Origin of the sequence: Kitasatospora sp. NPDC093806, assembly GCF_040683335.1 — a bacterium.
Taxonomy (GTDB): Bacteria; Actinomycetota; Actinomycetes; order Streptomycetales; family Streptomycetaceae; genus Kitasatospora.
Genome location: NZ_JBFBDO010000001.1, coordinates 478,328 through 496,264, shown reverse-complemented (window position 1 = coordinate 496,264; position 17,937 = coordinate 478,328). Strand labels below are relative to the sequence as shown.

Sequence of the window (17,937 nt, the reverse complement as noted above, 5' to 3'; positions counted from 1 at the left end):
GGCGGTCAGCCGGTGTCCGGAGGAAGTTGTCCGGGTGTCGTCACGGGCCGGATCCGCCGACGCAACGGGCCCGGCCCAGTGGCGCAACGGGCCCGGCCCAGTGACGCAACGGACCCGGCCCCGGCGGCACAACGGGCCTGATCCGCCGGCGCAACGGGCCGGATCCGGCGGCGCTACGGGCAGCGCGCGGGTGCCCTCACGGGCAGAGCCGCTCCACCTGCCAGCCCGTCGGGGCGGCCTGGTCCGCGACATACCGCAGCCGGTCGTGCAGCCGGTTCTCCCGCCCCTGCCAGAACTCCACACTGGTCGGCACCACCCGGTAACCGCCCCAGAACGGCGGCACCGGCACCCCCTCGCCCTCCGGGTAGCGCCGCTCCAGCTCCGCGTACCGCTGCTCCAGCACCTCCCGCGAGGCGACCGGGCTGGACTGCTCGCTGGCCCAGGCGCCGAGCTGGGAGCCGTGCGGGCGGGTGCGGAAGTAGGCGGCGGTCTCGTCCCGGCCGACCTTCTCCACCGGGCCCTGGACGATCACCTGGCGGGCCAGCGCGATCCACGGGAAGAGCAGCGCGGCGTGCGGGTTGGCGGCCAGCTCGGTGCCCTTGCGGGAGCCGTAGTTGGTGAAGAAGACGAAGCCGCGGGCGTCGATCCCCTTGAGCAGCACGGTCCGGGCGCTGGGCCGCCCCTCGGCGTCGGCGGTGGAGAGCACCATCGCGTTGGGCTCCACCACCCCGGCCTCGTCCGCTTCGTGGAACCACCGGTTGAACTGGGCGATCGGCTCGGCGACGAGCTGCTCCTCGACCAGGCCCTCGTGCGCGTAGTGCTTGCGCATCATGGTGAGGTCCGGTCCGGGGCGGGCCTCGTCGGCCAGGATCCGGGTGGCGGGGGTCAGGGGCGTCGACTGGGCGCGGTCCGGGGTCTGCACGTCAACATCATCCCGTACGACAAGCAACCGGCACCGCTACCTCCGGACAAACCCCGGTGGGAGATAAGGTGTCCCGCCACCAACCGGCCGTCCTTCGTGCGGCGATTTGTCCGGAGGCGCGCGTTTGGTCCGGGAGATTTCGCGGTTCCGACGGGGTTCCGGGCAAAAAGTCAAGCGGGCCCGCGGGAAACATCACCACCGTGGTGTATGGCGCAATGCACCCCGTGCCTGTCACGCTGGCACCGAGTGCCAACCACCATTCGGTCACTGGCGTGCCTCCCCACCACGGCGGCCCGCCGATCGCAGAACTGAAGGAGCCGTGCATGTCCGACTTCGTACCCGGGCTCGAAGGTGTCGTCGCTTTCGAGAGCGAGATCGCCGAACCCGACCGTGAAGGCGGCGCCCTGCGGTACCGAGGGGTCGACATCGACGACCTCGTCGGCAACGTCTCCTTCGGCCACGTCTGGGGCCTGCTGGTCGACGGCAAGTTCAACCCCGGCCTGCCGGCCGCCGAGCCGTTCCCGATCCCGGTCCACTCCGGTGACATCCGGGTCGACGTGCAGTCCGCGCTCGCGATGCTCGCCCCGGTCTGGGGCCTCAAGCCGCTGCTGGACATCGACGCCGAGCAGGCCCGCGACGACCTCGCCCGGGCCGCCGTCATGGCGCTCTCCTACGTCGCCCAGTCCGCCCGCGGCCAGGGCCTGCCGATGGTCCCGCAGAGCGAGATCGACAAGGCCGAGACGGTCGTCGAGCGGTTCATGATCCGCTGGCGGGGCGAGCCCGACCCGAAGCACGTCAAGGCCATCGACGCCTACTGGACCTCCGCCGCCGAGCACGGCATGAACGCCTCCACCTTCACCGCCCGGGTCATCGCCTCCACCGGCGCCGACGTCGCGGCCGCCCTCTCCGGCGCGGTCGGCGCGATGTCCGGCCCGCTGCACGGCGGCGCGCCGTCCCGGGTGCTCGGCATGATCGAGGAGATCGAGCGCACCGGCGACGCCACCGCCTGGGTCAAGAACGCGCTGGACAAGGGCGAGCGCCTGATGGGCTTCGGCCACCGCGTCTACCGCGCCGAGGACCCGCGCGCCCGGGTGCTGCGCCGCACCGCCAAGGAGCTCGGCGCGCCGCGCTTCGAGGTCGCCGAGGCGCTGGAGAAGGCCGCGCTGGAGGAGCTGCACAACCGCCGCCCCGACCGCGTGCTGGCCACCAACGTCGAGTTCTGGGCCGCCATCATGCTGGACTTCGCCGAGGTCCCGGCGCACATGTTCACCTCGATGTTCACCTGCGCCCGGACGGCCGGCTGGTCGGCGCACATCCTGGAGCAGAAGCGCACCGGCCGGCTCGTGCGCCCCGCCGCGCGCTACATCGGCCCCGGCCCGCGCAGCCCGCGCGACATCGAGGGCTACGACGCCATCGCGCACTGACGCCCATCGCGCGCTGACGCCGTCCCGCGCCGCTACGGCCTCCCGCGCCGAGGCCGTCCCGCGCTGACGCACAGCTGCTCGAACAGCGGGTCCGGATACCGAACCGGACCCGCTGTTTCCGCAGCTCGCGGGTGGGACGGGGGCATCTCAGCGGGCGGACTCCCGTCGATTCCGGGCCGCCCCGGCCGGTAGGCTGCGGCCCGTGGCTCAGATCCAGATCCCCGCTGACATCAAGCCCGCAGACGGCCGTTTCGGCTGCGGCCCGTCCAAGGTGCGCCCCGAGGCCCTGAGTGCCCTCGCCGCCACCGAGACCTCCCTGCTCGGCACCTCCCACCGCCAGGCCCCGGTGAAGAACCTGGTCAAGCGCGTGCGCGAGGGCGTGAGCAGCCTCTTCTCCCTCCCCGAGGGGTACGAGGTGGTGCTCGGCAACGGCGGCTCCACCGCCTTCTGGGACATCGCGGCCTTCGGCCTGGTGCGGGAGAAGTCCCAGCACCTCGACTTCGGTGAGTTCTCCTCCAAGTTCGCCTCCTCGGTCAAGGCCGCGCCCTGGCTCGCCGAGCCGAGCGTGATCAAGACCGCCCCCGGCACCCACCCGCTGCCGGTCGCCGAGGCCGGCGTGGACGTCTACGGCCTCACCCACAACGAGACCTCGACCGGCGTCGCGATGCCGATCAAGCGCCCGGTCGGCGCCGACCAGGGCTCGCTGGTCCTGGTGGACGCCACCTCGGGCGCCGGCGGCCTGCCGGTGGACATCACCGAGACCGACGTCTACTACTTCGCCCCGCAGAAGAACTTCGCCGCCGAGGGCGGCCTCTGGCTGGCGACCTTCTCCCCGGCCGCGCTGGAGCGCGCCGCCGAGATCGCCGGCTCCGGCCGGTACATCCCGCCGTTCTTCGACCTGCCGACGGCCATCGACAACTCGTCGAAGGACCAGACCTACAACACCCCGTCGATCGCCACCCTGTTCCTGCTGGCCGACCAGCTGGAGTGGCTGAACGGCAACGGCGGGCTCGACTGGGCCGTCGCCCGTACGGCTGATTCCTCGTCCCGGCTGTACGGCTGGGCCGAGAAGTCCTCGTTCGCCAACCCGTTCGTGGCGAACCCGGCCGAGCGCTCCCAGGTGGTCGGCACGATCGACTTCGACGACGCGGTGGACGCCGCCGCGGTCGCCAAGGCGCTGCGCGCCAACGGCATCGTCGACACCGAGCCGTACCGCAAGCTGGGCCGCAACCAGCTGCGCGTCGCGATGTTCCCGGCCGTCGACCCGGCCGACGTCGAGGCGCTCACCGCCTGCATCGACTACGTGGTCGAGCAGCTCTGACCGGCTGACCGACGCGTGAGGGCCACCGCCTGCGGGCGGTGGCCCTCCGCACGTTCACGGCTACTTGCCGACCAGCGAGCTGACCAGCACGACGACGAGCAGCAGCACCAGGGCGCCGGTCACGATACGCATTCGAGTCTTGGGATCCACGGTCAACGAGCGTACCCCCGCCCGGCCCGCGGCTAGACGCCGAGGTTGGACCCGCCGGTGGCGTCCAGGTTCTGCCCGGTGACCCAGCGCGCGTCGTCCGAGGCCAGGAAGGCGACCACGTCGGCGACGTCGCCGGCCTCGCCCACCCGGTTGAAGACCGAGTGCGCGGCGGCCACGGCATGCGCCCGCGGGTCCTCCAGCCAGGGATTGATCTCGGTGGCGACGATGCCCGGCGACACCGCGTTGACGGTGATCCCGCGCGGACCCAGCTCCTGGGCGAGGGTGAGGGTCAGGGTGTTCAGCGCGCCCTTGGTCATCGCGTAGGAGACCGCCGGTGGGAACGCCACCCGGGTGACACCCGAGGAGACGTTGACGATCCGGCCGCCGTCGCGGAGCCGGCCGAGCCCGTGCTTGATCAGGAAGAACGGCGCCTTCGCGTTGACGGCGAAGACCCGGTCGAAGTCGGCCTCGGCCACCTCGCCGATCCGCCCGTCCAGGCCGATCCCGGCGTTGTTCACCAGGATGTCCAGCCCGCTGCCCCCGTCGTACCCGGCCAGTCCGGCGTCGAAGGCCGTCCACAGCGCCTCGGCGTCCCCCGGGAGGCCCAGCTCGGCACCGATCGCGAAGGCCCGGCCACCGGCCCCCTCGATCGTCTTGACCGCCTCCTCGGCCGCCGCCGCGTCCCGGCCGTAGTGGACGGCGACCAGTGCGCCCTCCCGCCCCAGCCGCTCGGCGATGCCCCGCCCGATGCCCCGGCTGCCGCCCGTGACCAGTGCCGTCTTCCCCGCGAGCCTGCTCATGACGATGCCCTCCCATTTCTGTAGCGGTCGCTAACGAAATGAACCGTAGCACGCCTTCTGTAGTGCTCGATATAGAATCTCGGCATGGCGACGACGAGCGTGACGACCGGCGGTACCGCCACCGCGAAGCGCGGCAGACCCCGCTCCTTCGACCGCGAGGCCGCCCTGGAGCAGGCCCTCCGGCTGTTCTGGGAACGCGGGTACGAGGCCACCTCGGTCGCCGACCTCACCGCCGCCATGGGCATCCGCCCGCCGAGCCTGTACGCGGCCTTCGGCGACAAGCGCGCCCTCTTCGACGAGGTGATCGCCCGCTACCGGGAGACCTACGGCGCGTACTCCACCCGGGCGATGGACGAGGAGCCCACCGCCCGGGCCGGCATCGCCCGGATGCTGCACGAGTCCGCCGCCGAGGCGACCGACCCCGAGCACCCGTGGGGCTGCCTGATGATCAGCTCGACGGTCAACTGCACCTCGCCCGAGGTGGCCGAGGCCGTCCGGGAGCTGCGCAACGCCAACGTCCGCGCCCTGGAGTCGCGGATCCGCGCCGACGTCGCGGCCGGCCACGAGCCCCCCGGGACGGACCCGGCGGCCCTGGCCAACTTCACCGCCGTCGTGCTCCAGGGCATGTCGCAGCGCGCCCGCGACGGCGCCACCCGCGCCGAACTGGAGCAGGTCGCGGCCGACGCGATGCGGATCTGGCCCGCCTGACCACGCGCCCCGGCGGGCCGGCGGGCTACTCGCCCCAGCGGGCCAGCGGCCAGGAGCGGACCGTCTCGTAGTGCGCGCCGCCGCCGTCGTGCTCGCTCTTCATCAGGTGCAGCTCGGCGGCCTCCCACTCCGGCCCCCGGTACTCGTCCAGCGCCCGCGCCAGCCCGTCCAGCTCCGCCGCGGCCACCCGCTGCACCGCCCGCCGGTGGCCGCGGGTCGAACCGGCGCGGGCCAGCGTCAGGTGCGGGTGGAAGGCGAACGCGTCCACCTCCCCGGTCGCCCCGGCGGTGGCCTCGTTCACCGCCTCGGCGAGCCGGCGCAGCGCCCAGGTCTCGCCCTCCACCCCGGCCCAGAGCACCCGGTCGCCGAAGCGTCCGGCACCGGCCAGCCGCAGCCGGTGCACCGGGTGTACCTCGGCCACCGCGGCCAGTCCGGCCGCCAGCTCCGGCACCCCCTCGGCCGGCTGCTCGCCGAGGAAGGCCAGGGTCAGGTGCCAGCCCTCGACCGCCGTCCAGCGCAGCCGGTCCGCGCCGGGCAGCCCGCGCACCGGGGCCACCGCGTCGACCAGCCCCTGCAACGCCTCCACCGGAGGCAGTACCGCCACGAAGAGCCTCATGGGGCCCATCTTCCCCCGGACGGCGGTTTGGGCTAGAACGATCTCCATGAAGATCCGCACCGGGGGTCCCGCGGACATCCCCGATCTCCTCGCCCTGCTCGACGGCGCCGTGGCCTGGCTGGCCGCCCGGGGCCGCACCGGCCAATGGGGCGACCAGCCCTTCAGCACCGTCCCGGCCAGGATCGAGCACGTCACCGCGTACGGCGCCGAACCGTTCCTGCTCCGGCTCGCGGTGGACGAGGAGGGCCGGACCGTCGGCGCCTGCGTCGTCGCCGAGGAGCCCGGCTCGTACGTCCCCGCGGTGGCGGAGCGCGAGCTGTTCGTCCGCAACCTGGTCACCGACCGCTCCCGGAAAGGCTCGGGGATCGGCGCCGCGCTGATCGCCGACGTCCTGGCGGAGGCCCGCCGCCGGGGCATCTCGCTGGTCCGGGTGGACTGCTACGGGGGCGCCGACCGCCGGCTGGTCGCCCAGTACCGGGCGCTCGGCTTCACCGAGACCGAGTCCTTCGAGGTCGCGCAGCCGAACGGCGTCTGGCCCGGCCAGGTGCTGGAGATCCGGCTCTGACGGTTCGCCGGTTCGCCGGTTCCGGGCCGCCGCCATCGGCGGCCCGGAACCGGCCTCACGTCAGCAGGCCGTGGCCAGCCCGGACTTCACGCCGGCACCGGGGCGCGGCACCAGGGCCACCACCCGGCCGCCGCGGCCCGGGTGCAGGTCCAGCCGCAGCCGCAGCTCGGCACTGCGGGCCAGCACCAGGCCGACCGTGCCGGCCGCCAGCGCCGAGACCAGTCCGCAGGCCAGCAGCCCGAGCCGGGGCCCGTACGAGGCGGTGACCCAGCCCACGATCGGCGCGCCGATCGGCGTCCCGCCGGTGAACACCAGCACCAGCAGGCCCATCACCCGGCCGCGCATCGCGGGCTCGGTGCCCAGCTGCAACGCCGAGTTGACCGAGGTGTTGAAGCTGAGCCCGAACACCCCGATGAAGGTGAGCAGGATCGCGAAGGTCCAGTAGTCGGGCGCGACCGAGGCCACCACCTCCAGCAGCCCGAACGCCAGCGCGGCGGCCACCAGTCGGCGCAGCCGGGGCACCCCGCGGCGGGCCGCGAGCAGCGCGCCGGCCAGTGAACCGACCGCCATCGCGGTGTTCAGCAGGCCGTACTGCCCGGCGCCGACGTGGAAGGTGTCGGTGGCGAAACCGGCCAGCAGGGTCGGGAAGTTGAAGCCGAAGGTGCCGATGAACCCGGCCAGCACCATCGGCCAGAGCAGCTCGGGCCGCTCCTTCACGTACCGCAGGCCCTCCCGCAGCTGCCCCTTCTCACGGGCGATCGGCTCGGTCGACCGCAGTTCGCTCGTCCGCATGGCGAGCAGCCCGCCGATCACGGCGGCGAAGGAGAGCGCGTTCACCGCGAACGCCCAGCCGCTGCCGACCGCGGCGATCAGCAGGCCCGCGACGGCGGGGCCGACCAGCCGGGCGGTCTGGAAGTTGGCGGCGTTCAGGCTGACCGCGTTGGCGAGGTCCTTCGGGCCGACCATCTCGGAGACGAAGGCCTGCCGGGTCGGGTTGTCGACCACGGTGACCAGGCCGAGCAGCAGCGCGAAGGCGTACACGTAGTACGGGGTCACCACGCCGCCGATGGTCAGCACGGCGAGTCCGGCGGCGAGCAGGCCCATCGCGCCCTGGGTGTAGACCAGCAGCCGGCGCTTGGGCATCCGGTCGGCGAGCACCCCGCCGAACAGGCCGAGCAGCAGCATCGGCAGGAACTGCATGGCGGTGGTGATGCCGACCGCGAGCGGGCTGCCGGTGAGGCTGAGCACCAGCCAGTCCTGGGCGATCCGCTGCATCCAGGTGCCGGTGTTGGACACCACCTGGCCGGCGAAGTAGTAGCGGTAGTTGCGAACGCGCAGTGCGGAGAACATCCCCCCGGGCCGGGTGAACTTCGCTCCGGTCGGGCCGGTGCGGTCGGTCAGGGTGCGGTCGGTCGGGCCGGTCGCCCCGGCGGGGGATGTGGCCGCGTGGCTGCGGCCGGGAGCGGCGGGGTCGTCCGCCGCGGTGCGTTCGTCGGGGTCGTCGTCGCCGCTGCCGGGCAGCCCCGTGGGGGCGGGTGCCTGGGCGTCGGCGGCCGCGGTGCTGCTCGCGGCGGGGTCGGTCGTCGGGTCGTCGGTCCGGGTACGGATGGCGGCGGCGCTGGCTGCGGCCGGCGGTGTCACGGTGGTCTCCCCTCGCGGCGCGGCGGCCCGTGGGACGGCCGTCGCGCTCCTGGTTTCGGTGGTCGGTCCTGCGGTGATGCGGTTCTCCTTCGTCCTCCGGCGGCTACCGGATCAGGTCTGCCTAGAGGTGTGCGAGCTTGTAGAGCACGGGCGCGGCCTCGCGGAGCAGCGCCCACTCCTCCTCGTCGAGCCCTTGGGCGAGCTCGGCGAGCCAGGCGTTCCGGCGCCGGCGGGACTCCGCCAGGATCGCCTCGGCCTCCTCGGTACTGCTGACGACCACCTGCCGGCGGTCCTCCGGGTGCGGCTCGCGCCGCACCAGGCCCTTCTCCTCCAGCATCGCGACGATCCTGGTCATCGAGGGCGGCTGTACGTGCTCCTTCCGGGCGAGCTCACCCGGCGTGGCCTTCCCGCACCGCGCGAGGGTGCCCAGCACCCCGATCTCGGTAGGGCTGAGCGACTCCTCGACCCGCTGGTGGCGGAGCCGTCGGGAGAGGCGCATGGCGGACGACCGCAGCTGACTGATCGCTGCGAGGTCCTGCTCGGACATCTCGGGCATGTTCTTTAGCCTACGTCATTACTCTCGCTAAAGAAAATTGGATTACATCGTGGCCCAGGTGTCCAGGAACGCCTCCCAGAACCGGGCGCCGCGCTCGAACGGCAGCGGGTCCCAGCGGGCCATCCCCTCCCGGACGAACTCCTCGGCGTCGGCCCAGTCGTACGGCGTCGGGCGCTCCTCGTCCAGCGGCCGCTCCACCTCGACCTTGTAGACGAGGTAGCTGAACGAGGAGACGTCCCCGTGGATCAGCTCGTACTCGACCTCGGAGTCCGGGTCGCAGACCCAGATCGTCCCGTCGTCCAGGTTGACGAAGACGAACCCGCCGAACAGCTCGCCCAGCTGGCGCAGCCGGCCGTGCGCGGTCTCCACCAGCGACTCGGTCAGCGGCTCCCGGGCGAACGCCCGGTCCGGGTTCTCCGGCCGCCGCCGCGCGTGCTCCGGCAGCAGGCGGAACAGCCCGCGGGCGAACGGCACCCCGACCTCGGTGGCGAACCGCGCGGCCTCCGGGTCGCCCGGCCAGAGCTCCGCGGCGGCCTCCGCCCGCAGCCGCAGCATCGACCAGTTCGGCACGCCCGGGTCCTCGCCCGTGCGCTCGACGGCCCGCCAGTCGATGTTCACCAGCATGCGGTTCTCCCCCGGACGGGCTGATGGGCTGTCGGCTCGACCGTTGCCGAGACCCCGTGCACAGTCCCATCGACAGGCCCGGAACCCTACCCGGCCTTACACCGGCGCCGTGCCCCGGACAGCGCTGGCCGTGCCCTCCGTGACTCCCGGTGCGATGCTGGTTCTGGGGCCCGGTCCACGCGGACCCCCGGCGCCGCACCACCCCTCAGCAGAAGGGCCGACCAGAAATGTCCGACGTCGCCGACGCACAGGCCGCGCAGGCCGAGCAGAACGGCACCGGCTTCGCCCGCCTCGCCATGGTCACCATCGACTGCGCCGACCCGGTCGCGCTGGCCGCCTTCTACGGCGAGCTGCTCGGGTGGGAGACCCGGCACGTGGACGAGCGGTTCGCCATCCTGGACAACCCGGAGGGCGGCAGCCCGCTCGGCTTCGGCCGGGTCACCGGGTACCGGCCGGAGCCGTGGACCGAGCCGGACGGCGGCAAGCACTTCCACCTGGACTTCTACGTGGACGACCTGGAGGAGGCCACCGCCCGCGCGCTCGCGCTCGGCGCGACCGAGCCCACCTACCAGCACGGCCGCACCCTCCGGGTGCTGATCGACCCGGCCGGCCACCCGTTCGGCCTAGCCCCCCTGGAGGCCTGAGCCGCTCCCCCGCCGCCCCGCCGCTACCGGGGGAAGGCCCGGCGGGCCCGCCAGGTGGTGTGCTCGCGCGAGACCGCGTCCTCCGCCTCGGCCGCCATCCGCGCCCAGCGCTGCTCGGCGTCCGGCGCCCGCAGGTCGAGGTCGGACAGCTGGTTGCCGACGTTCTCCAGCTCGCGCGCCGCCAGCTGGTACGCGGCGGCCAGCGGCCGGAGCTGCTTCAGCTGCGTCCAGGCGATCACCGCCGCGGCCGCCGCCGAGCTGGCCCCGAAGACGTGCAGCGGCAGCGCCCCGGTCGCCTGCGCGATCGCCGCCGCCGCGCCGAGGATGATCAGCGCCGCGACCGCCAGTCCCCAGGACACCGCCTGCGACTCGCAGGACTCGGCCCGCGAGCGGTACCACGTCCGCTGCCCCTCCACCCGGGTGCGCAGGTAAAGCGTCCGCCGGGCGGTCAGCGACTCCGCCCGCACCCGGCGCATCTCCTCGGTGATCTCGGTGACCGTCCCCGGCGGCACGATCCGCGGGTCCTCGAACGCCCGCAGCACGTCCTCCACCTGCAGCAGGTAGCCGCGGTCGACGTCACCCGACCGCGCGTCCCCCTCGAACGGCCGGGCCCGCACGGAGTACTTCCAGGCCAGCGTCTTCACCGACTCGGCCGCCGCCCGCGCCTCGTACCAGCGCGCCTGCGGGTTGCTGCGGCGCAGCCGGGACCAGAAGTAGCCGGCGACCAGGAACGCCACCACCGAGAACAGCGGCGTGAGGTCGGCGTCCCCGCGGTGCTCCGGCCCGGGCAGCGAGCCGACCACCGCCGCGACCACCAGCATCGAGATCAGCCCCCGGTACCAGCGCAGCGTCTGCCGCTGGCCCTCCAGCGACGCCTGGTCGGCCGTCCGGAACAGCTCCGGCAGCAGCTGCTCCTCGACCCCCGTCGGCGGATCCTGTCGCACCATCAGCGGTTTCCCCCTCGCCCGTCTCCCGTCCCCGGAGTATGCCCTTCGCCAACTCCCCTACACGATCCGATTCTTGACACACCCCCTCGACGATCCTTGCCCGCCCGACCTCGTAACCCATATAACTGGTTACATGCCCATGCACTGGAAGCTCGTCATCGACTGCGCCGACCCGCACCGGCAGGCCGCCTTCTGGGCCGCCGCCCTCGACTACACCGTCGAGGACCACAGCACCCTGATCGACGGCCTCCTCGCGGCCGGCCGGATCACCCCCGACCTGCTCACCGAGGTCGACGGCCGGCCCGCCTGGCACGCCCTCGCCGCCGTCCGCCACCCGGAGGACCCGCACGACCCCGCCACCGGCACCGGGCTCGGCCGCCGTCTCCTCTTCCAGCGGGTCCCCGAGCCGAAGCAGGGCAAGAACCGCCTCCATCTCGACCTCCACCCCGGCCCCGACGCCCGCCCCGCCACCGTCGACCGCCTCCTGACCCTCGGCGCCACCGTCCTGCGCGAGGTGAGCGAACCCGGCGGCTCCTGGACCGTCATGCGGGACCCGGAGGGCAACGAGTTCTGCGTCCACTGACAACCGGAGACGGCCCCCCTCGCGACACCGTGCGAGGGGGGCCTCGTCATGCGGCCGGCACTGATCGGGACCGGCCGCCCTCCGCCCCTCGGGGGCACCGCGCCGAAGGTCCGTGAGGCCGCCGTGGACGGATCCGGTCAGGGCCGCTTCCGTCCCGGCTCAGCCCCTTTCACTGCTGCTGAGCTGCGACGAAGCTTGTCGTTGTCAGCGGGAGAGACACCGGGCCGACAAGCCGGACGACGCGCCAGAAGGGGCGTCGCAGGCGGGTTCAGGCCTTCAGGTCGAGTGACTCTCACCGTCCCGGTGTCCAGTTCGGCCACCTCACCCCCTTCGCGCCCTGCCACAGGTACGTCCTGTCCCGATCACGGAGAGTCCCATGCCTTCCACCGCCAAGCCGTCCCGTATCTCCCGCTCGGTCGCCCTCACCGCCGCCACGGCCGGCCTCGCACTGAGCGGCCTCGTCGCAACGCCGGCCAGTGCCGACACCGGTTCGTCGGTCGCCGCCGCCGCCACCGCCGAGATCGGCAACGGCCCGTGCGCGCACGGTGGTTACACCAGCGGTGACCGGACGTCGAACTCCTGCGGCCGGGGCGGCCACGCGGCCCACGCCTGGTGCGCCGACTTCGCGGGCTGGGCCTGGGCCCGCGCCGGGGCCGCCAACCTGAGCTACCTCAGCGGTGCGGCGCGCGACTTCTACGACTACGGCAAGACCTTCGGCACCCTGCACAACACCCCGCGGGTGGGCGACGCCGTCGTGTTCAACTACCGGCCCGGTGCCGACTGGGCGGACCACGTCGCGCTGGTCACCGCCGTCGGCAACGGCACCGTGACCATGGTCGGCGGGAACGAGGGCCACCGCACCTACGCGGACGGCATAGTCCAGACCGAGAGCACCAGCAACTACGCGGTGGGCAGCGCGCCTTGGGGCCAGACCATCAGCGGGTACATCTCCCCGGTCGCGGTGAACACCCCCGTTCCGGCCCCCGCCCCCGCTCCCAGCGGCACCACCACTCCTGCCACCCCGACGAGCAACAACTCGCACATCCAGATCATCGGCGCCGACAACGCGATGTACAACATCGACGCCGACTACAAGGCCGGCAAGTGGAGCAGCTGGACCAAGATGGACAACTCCACCCTGACCTCGATCACCAGCGCCACCACCGGCAACACCACCCACGTCTACGCCGTCGCGGACGGCCGCGTCTACACCCGTGACGGCGACCGCATCGCCGGCACGTGGGGCGACTGGATCGAGGTGCCGGGCGGCGCCGTGGGCGTCAAGGCGATCAGCGCCACCGCCGGCGGCAACAGCGCGCACATCCAGATCATCGGCGCCGACGGAGCGATGTACACCATCGACGCCGACTACGGCGCCGGTAAGTGGAGCACCTGGACCAAGATGGACAGCTCCAACCTGACCGCGCTCGCGAGCACCACCACCGGCAACACCGACCACGTCTACGCGGTCGCCGCGGACGGCCACGTCTACTCCCGTGACGCGGACCGGGCCGCCGGCACGTGGAGCGACTGGATCGAGGTGCCCGGCGGCGCCGTCGGCGTCAAGGGCATCACCGCGAGTGTGACGGACAACAACTCGCACATCCAGATCATCGGCGCCGACGGGGCGATGTACAACATCGACGCCGACTACAAGGCCGGCTCCTGGAGCAGCTGGACCAAGATGGACAGCACCAACCTGATCGCCCTCACCAGCGCCACCACCGGCAACACCACCCACGTCTACGCGGTCGCCGCGGACGGCCGCGTCTACACCCGCGACGCCGACCGGACCGCCGGCACGTGGGGCAGCTGGATCGAGGTGCCCGGCGGCGCCGTCGGCGTCAAGGGCATCACCGCGAGCGTGACGGCCTGACGATTCCGGGCGCCGACTGCGGCCCGTGACTGAACGACGAGGGCGCGAACCGACCACCGGTTCGCGCCCTCGTTCCGTGCCCGGGCCGCGGCCGAGCGGCCCGGCACCGACCGGCGTGCAGGAGCTCGGGGGCGGGGCCTACGACAGCCAGCCGGCGTTGACCGCGTGCACCCCGGCCTGGAAACGGCTGCGGGCGTCGAGACGCTCCATCAGATCGTTGGCGACCCGACGGGCGGTGCGCGGTGAAACGCCCAGCCGCTTCGCGATGGCGTCGTCGGTGTGCCCGGCCGCGAGCAGGCCGAGCGTGGTGCGCTCCTGGGCGGTGAGCCCGTTCCCGTCCGGCCGGGCCGCGACCCCCAGCGGCTGGGCGCCCTCCCAGACGCTCTCGAACAGTGCGCACAGCGCGGTCAGCATCCCCTGCCCGGTCAGGACCACCGCTCCGGCCGCCGTGTCGTCGCTGCGCACCGGGATGACGGCGACGGACCGGTCGGCGACGATCATCCGGGTGGGCAGCGACGGGACGGTCCGGACCTGTCCCCCTCGGGAGGCCAGCCAGTTCACGTACTCGACGGTGTGCGGGCTGTTGCGGACGCTGTCCAGGTAGACGGTGCGCATCCGCACCCCGCGCTCCAGCAGGACGAGGTTGAGCGGCTTGGCCGCCTCGATGTTCTGGGGCTTCTGCCCGCCCTCCGGGGCGAAGGTCATCACCTCCTCCCGCGCCTCCCGGGAGAAGCGGGCCAGCCGGTCACGGATCTGGTCCAGGCCCACGAGCTGCTCGATGTCCGGCGTGCTCACCCCCGGCCGCAGATCGGCGAAATCGGCGATGAGCTGGGCGGCCGCCGCACGGGAGGCCTCGATCCGCGCCTGCGCGGCGGCCAGACCGGCCTGCTGGCGGGCCATCAGGAGCTCCATCCCGACGTCCGGGGAGACCGCGCGCAGCTCGCCGGGCCGTTCGGCCGACGGGCGCAACAGGGCCAGCTCGCTCAGGTTGTCCAGGGCGTCCCGGATGTCCTCCTCGCCGAGCGAGAGGCGCGCGGCCAGGCCGGCCACACCGTCACCCGGATAGGCGAGCATCGCCCGGTAGACCGATTCCGAAGCGCTGTCCAGGCCCAATGCGGTCAGCATCCCCGCTCCCCCGTGGTGAAACCCGTGTTCGATACGGAATTGATCCTTCCACATACGACAGGCCGCTGACCAGGGACTTTGCCTGACGTTGACCCTCTGGACCGCGCCCCAAGCGGGGCTCCCGGGTTCCACGGTCGACCGGCGTCCGCTTCCGGCCGAGCTGACCGAAACGGTCCAGGGCCGCTTCCGTCCACCTCTCCGCCCTTCCCCCCGGCCCGAGCCACGACGAAGCTAGTGGTCGTCGGAAGGGGACAGCCCCGGACGACGGACCGGAGGAAACGTCACCGCGGGACGCGCCCCCCGAGAACCCACTGCTTCGCATTCGAGAGGACCACCACCATGCTCCGCACCGTCATCGCCAAGGCCGCCGCGGTCACCACCCTCGCCCTCGTCGCCCTCGCCGGTCTCGCCGCCACCACCACCCAGACCGCCGCGCACACCCAGGCCCGGCCGGCCGTCGTCGTCGCGCCGATGGCGGACCTGATCTGGGGCTGATACCCGACTCCGCCCTCACCCCCGCGGGGTCCGGAAACCGGTGAGCCTGGCGACATCGGGTCCGACGCCCCGCCAGGAGCCGTCGAACTCCAGCACCGCGACGGCCGAGGTCGGGAAGCCCCTGGCGTCCATCCGGTCCAGCAGGTCTTCCTCCCCCTCGCCCGCCAGCGTCTCGGCCAGCTCGTGCACGCCGGGATTGTGGCCGACCACCACCACGGTGCCGACCTCCGCCGACACCTCCCGGAGCACGGCCAGCAGCTCCTCGACGTCCGCGAGGTACACCCGCTCGTCGAACACCGTCCGCGGTGCCCCGCCCAGCTCGGCACCGGCCAGCTCCCAGGTCTCCCGGGTCCGCGCGGCCGTCGACACGATCGCCAGCTCCGGCACCACCCCCTGCTCCGCCAACCACCGCCCCGCCGCCGGCGCGTCCCGCCGCCCCCGCTCCGCCAACCGCCGTCCGTGGTCCCTGACGGCATCGTGCGCCACCGCCTTGGCATGCCGCACCACAACGATCCTCCGCACCACCCCAGCACCCATCCCACTCTCCTCACCCTCGCCGGCCTGTCCCCCGACGCTACCGGCCCCCGGAACAGCGCCACGTCACAACTCCACCATTAGACCCACCAGCAACTTCAATGCCCTGCTGTAAAAATCTCCGCCAGCCGCGTCGGAATTCCCACACTGCGACCGAATCGTTCGTGCTAGCGTCAACCGATCCGACAGTCGATTGACAGCCACGGAGACCGGCGGAGGGGTCAACTCATGGCCGAGGGATTCAAGGTCGACCTGGCGGCTCTGGAGAAAGCGGCCTCCGGAATCACCGGCACCCTGACGAAGCTTCGATTCAGAAAGGTCAGCGATCTCGACCCCCGGAAAGAAGAAATCGGACACGGACACCTGGCCGACGTCCTGGAAAACTTCTGCACCCGCTGGGAGATCGGTGTCGAGAATCTGGCCAAGGATGCCGCCCAGGTCTCCCAGCGACTGAACGCGAGCGTGAAGGCCTACCGCGAGATCGACGGACAGCTCGTCGGCCAACTGGGCGGCACGTTGGCTTCCTCCGACGCCAGGGACCCGGCGGCGGAGCAGTGACGACGGACCTCGGACAGGCCACCGACCCGAAGGAACTCATACCGGGCAATATCGAATCGATTGCCTCGACCGTCGCATGGCTCAAAAGCTATGGCGACACCCTGCACTCCACCGGCGAGGGCCTCCGACGCATCGACACCGTCGACGGCTGGTCGGGGAAAGCGGGCGATGCGTTCCGCCAGGCCTTCCACGGCGAACCCCAGAAGTGGCTGGAGGCCGGCGACTCCTTCCACGACGCCTCCACGGCCTTGGCCGCTTACCAATCAGTGCTGGCATGGGCTCAAGGCCAAGCCGCGGACGCGATCCGGCAGTGGCGCGAAGGCCAGACCGCCACGGGCAGAGCCAGGTCCGAACACCAGGACGCAGAGCGGAACGCCGGGCACGAATTGCCGTTCTCCGATCCCGGCGAGGCCACGCGCGCTGCCGCGCGACAGACGCTGAGCACCGCCAGGAACCAGGTGAAAAACGCCGGCGACACCGCCGCGAACAAGATCGCAAAGGCTCGCGACAAGGCCCCCGAGGAGCCGGGCTGGCTGGACAAGGTCGGAGACTTCTTCTCCGACGCCGGAGACTTCCTCCTGGACGTCGGGAAGACCGCCGTGGAAGACCTGGCCTCCGTGGGCAATGCGATGATCCACGATCCCGGCGCGGTGCTGGAGATCGCCGGCGGCCTCGGCCTCGCGACCCTCGGCGCCGGAGGCGAAGTCCTGGGCGTCGGCCTGGACCTCACCGGCGCGGGTGCGGTGGTCGGTGTCCCCGTCAACATCCTCTCCGCAGGACTCATCGCCACCGGCGCGGGCATGGCAGGCCTCGGCGCGAGCCAGATCGCGCAGGATGCGATGGGGCCGGACCGGGTCCACATGGAGGGCAATGGTGGAGGCGGCCAGGGCGCCGGTGAAATCCGCACCCAGCCGTCGAGGACCCCCGACCCCAATGCCACACCGAATGGACCCACGACGAAGGTCAACCCGGACGAATCACCCGAGAACCGACTCGCACTTCAGCGCGAGAACGAATCGGCTCAGATCCTGGCAAAACAGGGGTACCACGTCGAACAGAATCCGTCGGTTCCCGGGCGAAAGAATCCTGATTACCGAATCGAAGGTGAGATCTTCGACTGCGTCTCACCATCGAGTAGAAGCGCCCGCAACATCGGCTCACGGATCGAGGAGAAGATCAACGAAGGCCAGACCGGACGAATCGTGGTTAACCTCGCGGACTCACCCGTGGGCGTCCCGGCTCTCAAGTCCCAGCTCCACGACTGGCCGATCGAAGGGCTGGAGGAAGCCGTGGTGATCGACAAGCAGGGCAACATTGTGCACATCTATCCCTAGTACACGCCGAACGGATCTCCAGGCATGTCAATCTCACACAGCTTCAATCTGGCCACGCCGCTGTCCGTCGCCGAGGTGGCCCATACGCTGAACGACATCGCACAGGGCCTCCGGCTGTTCGATGCGACCACAGAGCCGGAGCGGTTGCTCACCGAAGGCGTCGACACCAGGTTCGGCACCTGGGTCCGGGTGTTCGCCACCAATCCCAAGCCGTGGAATCCGCTGATCACCGACCTGAAGGTCACGCCGACCGTCTCGGTGGCGTTCAGGCCGGACAAGGCCGATGACCTTTCCGGGCAGGAGGACGACATCGTCCGGCTGGTGTCGGGCCTGCTGACCCGTCTGCCGGGAGACGCGGTGCTGCAGTACCACTACGAGGTCATCTGGCTGCTGCGACGTGGTGGCGAACTCAGCCTCAACGAACGGGACGACCTCTGGACGCCGCCGCGGCTGGCCGCCGTCCCTCAGCCGTACCGTCGCGAGACGCACGAGTTCTCGGAGGAGGACTGAGTAC

20 protein-coding genes are annotated in these 17,937 nt (G+C 72.0%); 11 read left to right on the top strand and 9 right to left on the bottom strand.

Features of this window, described 5'->3' with window-relative positions; all coding sequences use genetic code 11:
* Window positions 1–196: 196 nt before the first annotated feature.
* The gene (pdxH, locus tag AB0N76_RS02135) at window positions 197–829 is read right to left on the bottom strand and encodes a pyridoxamine 5'-phosphate oxidase (RefSeq protein ID WP_363552223.1); all 633 of its coding nucleotides are present in this window, start codon (window positions 827–829) and stop codon (window positions 197–199) included.
* A 416-nt stretch (window positions 830–1,245) separates the two neighbouring features.
* On the opposite strand from pdxH, the gene AB0N76_RS02130 reads away from it, so the two are divergent.
* Together AB0N76_RS02130 and serC are read left to right on the top strand one after the other, a co-directional pair.
* A complete protein-coding gene (locus AB0N76_RS02130; protein WP_363551857.1) occupies window positions 1,246–2,346 on the top strand; it encodes a citrate synthase 2 in 1,101 nt (366 codons plus the stop codon).
* Between the two features lie 202 nt (window positions 2,347–2,548).
* Complete coding sequence (serC, locus tag AB0N76_RS02125) at window positions 2,549–3,667, top strand: phosphoserine transaminase (protein WP_363551859.1); 1,119 nt, start codon at window positions 2,549–2,551, stop codon at window positions 3,665–3,667.
* Between the two features lie 182 nt (window positions 3,668–3,849).
* Here the strand turns inward: serC and AB0N76_RS02120 are convergent, their stop codons facing one another.
* Window positions 3,850–4,617 carry an SDR family oxidoreductase gene (locus tag AB0N76_RS02120; RefSeq protein WP_363551861.1) on the bottom strand — a complete coding sequence of 256 codons (768 nt, stop codon included), beginning with the start codon at window positions 4,615–4,617 and terminating at the stop codon, window positions 3,850–3,852.
* Between the two features lie 84 nt (window positions 4,618–4,701).
* Between AB0N76_RS02120 and AB0N76_RS02115 the strand changes: the two genes are divergently transcribed.
* The gene (locus AB0N76_RS02115; protein WP_363551863.1) at window positions 4,702–5,325 is read left to right on the top strand and encodes a TetR/AcrR family transcriptional regulator; all 624 of its coding nucleotides are present in this window, start codon (window positions 4,702–4,704) and stop codon (window positions 5,323–5,325) included.
* 25 nt (window positions 5,326–5,350) lie between these two features.
* On the opposite strand, the gene thpR is transcribed toward AB0N76_RS02115, so the two are convergent.
* Complete coding sequence (gene thpR, locus AB0N76_RS02110) at window positions 5,351–5,941, bottom strand: RNA 2',3'-cyclic phosphodiesterase (RefSeq protein ID WP_363551865.1); 591 nt, start codon at window positions 5,939–5,941, stop codon at window positions 5,351–5,353.
* A gap of 46 nt (window positions 5,942–5,987) precedes the next feature.
* On the opposite strand from thpR, the gene AB0N76_RS02105 reads away from it, so the two are divergent.
* Window positions 5,988–6,506, top strand: coding sequence for a GNAT family N-acetyltransferase (locus AB0N76_RS02105; RefSeq protein ID WP_363551867.1), 519 nt, complete (start codon window positions 5,988–5,990; stop codon window positions 6,504–6,506).
* Between the two features lie 60 nt (window positions 6,507–6,566).
* On the opposite strand, the gene AB0N76_RS02100 is transcribed toward AB0N76_RS02105, so the two are convergent.
* The 3 genes from AB0N76_RS02100 to AB0N76_RS02090 all read right to left on the bottom strand — a co-directional run bounded on the left by AB0N76_RS02100 (window position 6,567) and on the right by AB0N76_RS02090 (window position 9,327).
* Entirely contained in the window at window positions 6,567–7,856 is a 1,290-nt protein-coding gene (locus AB0N76_RS02100; protein ID WP_363552225.1) for an MFS transporter, read from the bottom strand.
* 412 nt (window positions 7,857–8,268) lie between these two features.
* Complete coding sequence (locus tag AB0N76_RS02095) at window positions 8,269–8,703, bottom strand: MarR family transcriptional regulator (protein ID WP_363551869.1); 435 nt, start codon at window positions 8,701–8,703, stop codon at window positions 8,269–8,271.
* A 42-nt stretch (window positions 8,704–8,745) separates the two neighbouring features.
* A complete protein-coding gene (locus tag AB0N76_RS02090) occupies window positions 8,746–9,327 on the bottom strand; it encodes an SUKH-4 family immunity protein (RefSeq protein WP_363551871.1) in 582 nt (193 codons plus the stop codon).
* Between the two features lie 227 nt (window positions 9,328–9,554).
* Between AB0N76_RS02090 and AB0N76_RS02085 the strand changes: the two genes are divergently transcribed.
* Window positions 9,555–9,971 (top strand): VOC family protein, encoded by a 417-nt coding sequence (locus AB0N76_RS02085; RefSeq protein ID WP_363551873.1) that lies wholly within the window; start codon window positions 9,555–9,557, stop codon window positions 9,969–9,971.
* 23 nt (window positions 9,972–9,994) lie between these two features.
* On the opposite strand, the gene AB0N76_RS02080 is transcribed toward AB0N76_RS02085, so the two are convergent.
* Complete coding sequence (locus AB0N76_RS02080) at window positions 9,995–10,918, bottom strand: DUF4231 domain-containing protein (RefSeq protein WP_363551875.1); 924 nt, start codon at window positions 10,916–10,918, stop codon at window positions 9,995–9,997.
* A gap of 139 nt (window positions 10,919–11,057) precedes the next feature.
* On the opposite strand from AB0N76_RS02080, the gene AB0N76_RS02075 reads away from it, so the two are divergent.
* The gene (locus AB0N76_RS02075) at window positions 11,058–11,501 is read left to right on the top strand and encodes a VOC family protein (RefSeq protein ID WP_363552227.1); all 444 of its coding nucleotides are present in this window, start codon (window positions 11,058–11,060) and stop codon (window positions 11,499–11,501) included.
* Between the two features lie 376 nt (window positions 11,502–11,877).
* The gene (locus AB0N76_RS02070; RefSeq protein ID WP_363551877.1) at window positions 11,878–13,377 is read left to right on the top strand and encodes a CHAP domain-containing protein; all 1,500 of its coding nucleotides are present in this window, start codon (window positions 11,878–11,880) and stop codon (window positions 13,375–13,377) included.
* 138 nt (window positions 13,378–13,515) lie between these two features.
* Here the strand turns inward: AB0N76_RS02070 and AB0N76_RS02065 are convergent, their stop codons facing one another.
* The gene (locus AB0N76_RS02065) at window positions 13,516–14,502 is read right to left on the bottom strand and encodes a LuxR C-terminal-related transcriptional regulator (RefSeq protein WP_363551879.1); all 987 of its coding nucleotides are present in this window, start codon (window positions 14,500–14,502) and stop codon (window positions 13,516–13,518) included.
* Between the two features lie 339 nt (window positions 14,503–14,841).
* Here AB0N76_RS02065 and AB0N76_RS02060 point away from each other — a divergent pair, with 339 nt between their 5' ends.
* The gene (locus AB0N76_RS02060) at window positions 14,842–14,997 is read left to right on the top strand and encodes a hypothetical protein (RefSeq protein ID WP_363551881.1); all 156 of its coding nucleotides are present in this window, start codon (window positions 14,842–14,844) and stop codon (window positions 14,995–14,997) included.
* A gap of 15 nt (window positions 14,998–15,012) precedes the next feature.
* On the opposite strand, the gene AB0N76_RS02055 is transcribed toward AB0N76_RS02060, so the two are convergent.
* Complete coding sequence (locus AB0N76_RS02055) at window positions 15,013–15,534, bottom strand: histidine phosphatase family protein (RefSeq protein ID WP_363551883.1); 522 nt, start codon at window positions 15,532–15,534, stop codon at window positions 15,013–15,015.
* 225 nt (window positions 15,535–15,759) lie between these two features.
* On the opposite strand from AB0N76_RS02055, the gene AB0N76_RS02050 reads away from it, so the two are divergent.
* Genes AB0N76_RS02050 through AB0N76_RS02040 form a run of 3 tightly spaced genes read left to right on the top strand, consistent with a single transcriptional unit; the run spans window position 15,760 to window position 17,933 of the window.
* On the top strand, window positions 15,760–16,089 hold the full coding sequence (locus AB0N76_RS02050; protein ID WP_363551885.1) for a hypothetical protein: 330 nt from the start codon (window positions 15,760–15,762) through the stop codon (window positions 16,087–16,089).
* A complete protein-coding gene (locus AB0N76_RS02045) occupies window positions 16,086–17,423 on the top strand; it encodes a putative T7SS-secreted protein (RefSeq protein WP_363551887.1) in 1,338 nt (445 codons plus the stop codon). The genes AB0N76_RS02050 and AB0N76_RS02045 overlap by 4 nt, the downstream gene beginning before the upstream one ends.
* Before the next feature lie 24 nt (window positions 17,424–17,447).
* The gene (locus tag AB0N76_RS02040) at window positions 17,448–17,933 is read left to right on the top strand and encodes a SitI3 family protein (RefSeq protein WP_363551889.1); all 486 of its coding nucleotides are present in this window, start codon (window positions 17,448–17,450) and stop codon (window positions 17,931–17,933) included.
* The last annotated feature ends 4 nt before the right edge of the window (window positions 17,934–17,937 follow it).